Source organism: Streptomyces sp. NTH33 (assembly GCF_003236365.1).
Classification (GTDB): Bacteria; Actinomycetota; Actinomycetes; order Streptomycetales; family Streptomycetaceae; genus Streptomyces.
In genome coordinates, this window is record NZ_POTZ01000515.1 from 1 (window position 1) to 4587 (window position 4587).

Here is a 4587-nt window from a genome sequence, read left to right on the forward strand (position 1 = left end):
GCGATGGGAGTCTCCTCGATGACGCAGCAGTCCGAGCCGGCCACGTCCACGACCGCCACACCACGCGTCGTTCACGGACCGTCTGGTCGCGAAGTTCGCGCTCCCGGTGTCCGGGTGGCGCGGGGCGCCGCACTAGCGGTGTGCGAGGGCGGGTGCGGGTTCGCCGGCGGGTGCGGGTTCGTCGGGGCCGGCCGCGCCCACGCGGCGGAGCCGCATGCCGATACAGCCCCGCGCCCCCTCGGGGGGGCCACTCACGTGGGCGACATGCGCGGCCTATGTGCGCTCTCCACTCCTGACCTCGTAAGGTCAGGTACGTGTTGGAGGAGATGCGTATACGGTCGCTCGGAGTGATCGACGATGCCGTTGTCGAGCTGTCGCCCGGATTCACCGCCGTCACGGGGGAGACGGGCGCCGGCAAGACCATGGTGGTCACCAGTCTGGGGCTGCTGCTGGGCGGGCGTGCGGATCCGGCGCTGGTGCGGATCGGGGCGGACAAGGCGGTCGTGGAGGGACGGGTCACCGTGCCCGCGGACGCCTCCGTCGCCGTACGGGCCGAGGAGGCCGGCGCCGAGCTCGACGACGGGGCGCTGCTGATCAGCCGTACCGTTTCCGCCGAAGGGCGCTCCCGGGCGCACCTGGGCGGGCGGAGCGTGCCCGTGGGACTGCTCGCCGAGCTCTCCGACGACCTGGTGGCCGTGCACGGGCAGACCGACCAGCAGGGGCTGCTGAAGCTGTCCCGGCAGCGGCAGGCCCTCGACCGGTACGCGGGCGACGCGGTCGCCGTGCCGCTGACGAAGTACGCCGAGGCCTACCGGCGGCTGCGGACCGTCTCCGTGGAGCTCGAGGAGATCACCACGCGCGCGCGTGAACGGGCCCAGGAGGCCGACATGCTGCGCTACGGCCTCGACGAGATCGCCGGGGTCGAGCCGCGCGCCGGGGAGGACGTGGAGCTGGCCGAGGAGGCGGAGCGGCTGGGGCACGCCGAGGCGCTGTCGTCCGCCGCGGCGGCCGCGCACGCCGCTCTCGCGGCCGATCCGGAGGACCCCGAGGGCATCGACGCGGCCACCCTCGTCGCGGGCGCCCAGCGGGCCCTGGAGGCCGTGCGGTCGCACGATCCGGCGCTGGCCGCGCTCGCCGACCGCATCGGCGAGATCGGCATCCTGCTCGGTGACGTGGCCGGGGAGCTGGCGGGATACGCCGACGACCTGGACGCCGACCCGCTGCGGCTGGCGGCGGTGGAGGAGCGGCGGGCCGCGCTCGGCGCGCTGACCCGCAAGTACGGCGAGGACATGAGCGCCGTGCTCGCCTGGGCCGAGCGCGGTGCCGCCCGGCTGACCGAGCTGGACTCCGACGACGAGCGGATCGGCGAGCTGACCGCCGAGCGGGACGCGCTGCGCACCGAACTGGGCGCGCTCGCCCAGGCGCTGACGGACGCCCGGACGGAGGCCGCGGAGCGGTTCGCCGCCGCCGTGACCGCCGAGCTGGCCTCGCTGGCCATGCCGCACGCGCGCGTGTCGTTCGCCATCCGGCAGACCGAGGACCCGGAGGGCGTGGAGGTGGGCGGCCGGACGGTCGCCTACGGGCCGGCCGGCGCCGACGAGGTCGAGCTGCTGCTCGCCCCGCACCCGGGCGCGCCGCCCCGGCCGATCGCCAAGGGCGCGTCCGGCGGTGAGCTGTCGCGCGTGATGCTGGCCGTCGAGGTGGTCTTCGCGGGGACGGACCCGGTGCCGACGTACCTGTTCGACGAGGTCGACGCGGGCGTCGGCGGCAAGGCCGCGGTGGAGATCGGGCGGCGCCTGGCCCGGCTGGCGAAGACCGCCCAGGTCGTCGTCGTGACCCACCTGCCCCAGGTCGCCGCCTTCGCCGACCGCCAGCTGCTGGTCGAGAAGACCGACGACGGCTCGGTGACCCGCTCCGGTGTGAAGGTGCTGGAGGGCGAGGACCGCATCCGGGAGCTGTCCCGCATGCTGGCCGGGCAGGAGAACTCGGAAACGGCCCGGGCCCACGCCGAGGAACTCCTCGCCACGGCCCGGGCGGACGGCTGAGGCGTCGTAGGGTGGCGGGATGAACTCCCGTATCGCCGCCTCCTTCGCGCTGGCCGCCGGTCTCGCCCGGGCCGGGACCGCCGGGCTCCGTGCCGTCGCGCCCGGTGGGCGCGGACGCTGGGAACGGACGAACCACGCGGGGCGGAGCGTCGGGCTGTACGCCGGGCCGGCGGTGGCAGCGGCGGCCGCCACCGCCGGGCCGGCGGTGGCAGCGGCGGCCGCCGCCGCCACCGGACGGGTGCGGCCCGCGGCCGGGCCGGCGGTGCTGGCCGCCGGGGCCTGCGGGGCCTACGACGACGTCGCCGGGGTCGGCGACCCGCGCCGTGGGTTCCGGGCGCACCTGGGCGCGCTGCGGGGCGGTGAGGTCACCAGCGGGGCGGTCAAGCTGCTCGGGATCTCGGCCGCAGGGCTCGTCGCCAGGGCGCGGCGGAAGGAACGGCCGCTGGACAAGCTCCTCGCCGGAGTCGTGAACGCCGGGGCCGCGCACGCCGTCAACCTCCTGGACGTACGGCCGGGCAGAGCCGCCGGCGCGGTGCTCGCCCTCGCGGCGCCCGGACTGCTGCGGGGCGGACCGGGCGCGGAACTGGCCGCCGCCGCCACCGGGGCCGCCGCGGCCGTCCTGCCCGAGGACCTGGGGGAGCGCGTGATGCTCGGCGACACGGGGGCGCACGCCCTGGGCGCGGCCCTCGGCGTGGCCGCCGTCGCGTGCAACGGGCACGCCGGACTGATCGCGCACTCCCCCAAGCTCTTCGAGCAGGGGGGACCCCCAGTCGCGGTGACAGTCGCCGCCGTGTACGGCGAAAAGATGAGCGGACGGAAGGGGGCGCCAAGCCCCCAATGTCACTCGTCCGAGTGACCCGTACGTACTGACATCCTTGGAGCCGGGGCCGTGCGCCGGGCAAGGGCGCGCGGTTCAGCCCCTCGGCTCGATACCTTCTGTACGTCTCCGCCTTCTGTACGTTTCCCCGTGACCGCCCGACGCCGAACCAGGAGCCCCGGCCACGTGAGCCCCGTGAGCAGCCACGTATCGCACGGTCAGTCTCCGCTGCGCACCGTGCAGGTGCTGGGCGGAGGCAGCACCGGCAGCAGCGCGCACGTACGGTCGCTGGCCGCCGGGCTGGTCGCGAGAGGCGTACGGGTCACGGTGTGCGCCCCCTCCGAGGCCGACCGCGCCTACGGGTTCACCGACGTCGGCGCCCAGCACGTGCACGTGCCCCGCAGCAGCGACCCGGTGTCCGTGGCCGCGCTGCGCACGGTCTGCGCGGATGCCGACCTGGTGCACGCGCACGGACTGCACGCCTCCTTCCGCGCGGCGCTCGCGCTCGGCGGCCGGGACACGCCCCTGGTGGTCACCTGGCACAACCACACGCACGCCGAAGGAGCCCGCGCGCATCTGCTGCGGCTGCTGGAGCGCCGGGTGGTGAGGGCCGCCACCGTCGTGCTCGGCACCACCTCCGGACTCGTCGACCGGGCCCGACGCCGGGGCGCCCGGGACGCGAGGCTCGCCGCCGTCGCGGTGCCCCCGCCGGCCGCCGGATACGAGCACCCGGACCGGCCGCGCTCCAAGGTGCGGGCCGAACTCGGGGTCATCGACCGCCCGCTGCTCCTCGCGGTCGCCTCCCTGGACCCGGACCGCGGCCACGAGTTGCTGCTGGACGCCGCCCGCGCCTGGCGCCTGCTGGACCCCGCGCCGCTGGCCCTCGTCGCGGGGGAGGGGCCGCTGCGTGCCCAGCTGCAGCGGCGGATCGAGGAGGAGGAGCTGCCCGTCCGGCTTCTCGGGCGGCGCGAGGACGTCGGTGAGCTGCTGGCGGCGGCCGACGTGGCGCTGCTGCCCAGGAGCTGGGAGACCCGCTCCGTCCTCGCCCAGGAGGCGCTGCACGCGCGCGTGCCGCTCGTCGCCGTGCGCACGGGCGGCATCCCCGAACTCGTGGGCGACGCGGCCGAACTGGTCCCGGACCAGGACGCGGAGGCCTTCGCCGGTGCCGTCGTACGGCTGCTCGGCGATCCCGAACGCCGGGAAGCGCTGCGGGAGAGGGGCGCACGGCAGGCCGGCACCTGGCCCACCGAGGACGAGACGGTCGCCCAGGTGCTCAGTGTCTACGACGAGTTGACCCAGCCCAGGCCACTGACCTGACGAGTTGTCAGGGGACGTGGCGGCGGGCCCGCAGGGCCAGGCTCAGTGCCAGCACCGTCTGCGGGTCGTCGAGGTCGGTGCCCAGCAACTCCCCGATCCGGGCGAGGCGGTTGTAGAGCGTCTGCCGGTTCAGATGCAGCTCGCGCGCCGTCTCCGCCTTGCGGCCCGCGTTCGCCAGATACGTCTGCAGGGTGGGCAGCAGCGGCGGCTTCGACCGGCGGTCGTGCTCCACCAGCGGGCCGATCGCGCGGTCCACGAAGGCCGCCAGGTCCGGGTGGTCGCGCAGCCGCCACAGCAGCAGGTCGATGTCCAGGCGGCGGGCGTCGTACCAGGGCCGGTCCGGCAGCCCCTGCGCCGCCGTCGCCGTCTCGGCCGCGTGCCTCAGGCCCGCCGAGGCCGCCGCCCAGC

Annotated in this window: 4 protein-coding genes; 3 read left to right on the top strand and 1 reads right to left on the bottom strand. The window is 76.0% G+C overall.

Annotated elements, in window-relative coordinates; translation table 11 throughout:
* Positions 1 to 326 precede the first annotated feature (326 nt).
* The 3 genes from recN (at position 327) to C1I97_RS31875 (ending at position 4179) form a co-directional block, all read left to right on the top strand.
* A complete protein-coding gene (gene recN, locus C1I97_RS31865; RefSeq protein ID WP_111006532.1) occupies positions 327 to 2045 on the top strand; it encodes a DNA repair protein RecN in 1719 nt (572 codons plus the stop codon).
* 19 nt (positions 2046 to 2064) lie between these two features.
* Positions 2065 to 2901 (top strand): hypothetical protein, encoded by an 837-nt coding sequence (locus tag C1I97_RS31870; protein ID WP_111006533.1) that lies wholly within the window; start codon positions 2065 to 2067, stop codon positions 2899 to 2901.
* 147 nt (positions 2902 to 3048) lie between these two features.
* Entirely contained in the window at positions 3049 to 4179 is a 1131-nt protein-coding gene (locus C1I97_RS31875; protein WP_111006534.1) for a glycosyltransferase family 4 protein, read from the top strand.
* Positions 4180 to 4186: 7 nt separating this feature from the next.
* On the opposite strand, the gene C1I97_RS42785 is transcribed toward C1I97_RS31875, so the two are convergent.
* A partial coding sequence (locus C1I97_RS42785; protein WP_181447003.1) for a PucR family transcriptional regulator occupies positions 4187 to 4587 on the bottom strand: 401 nt, incomplete at its 5' end.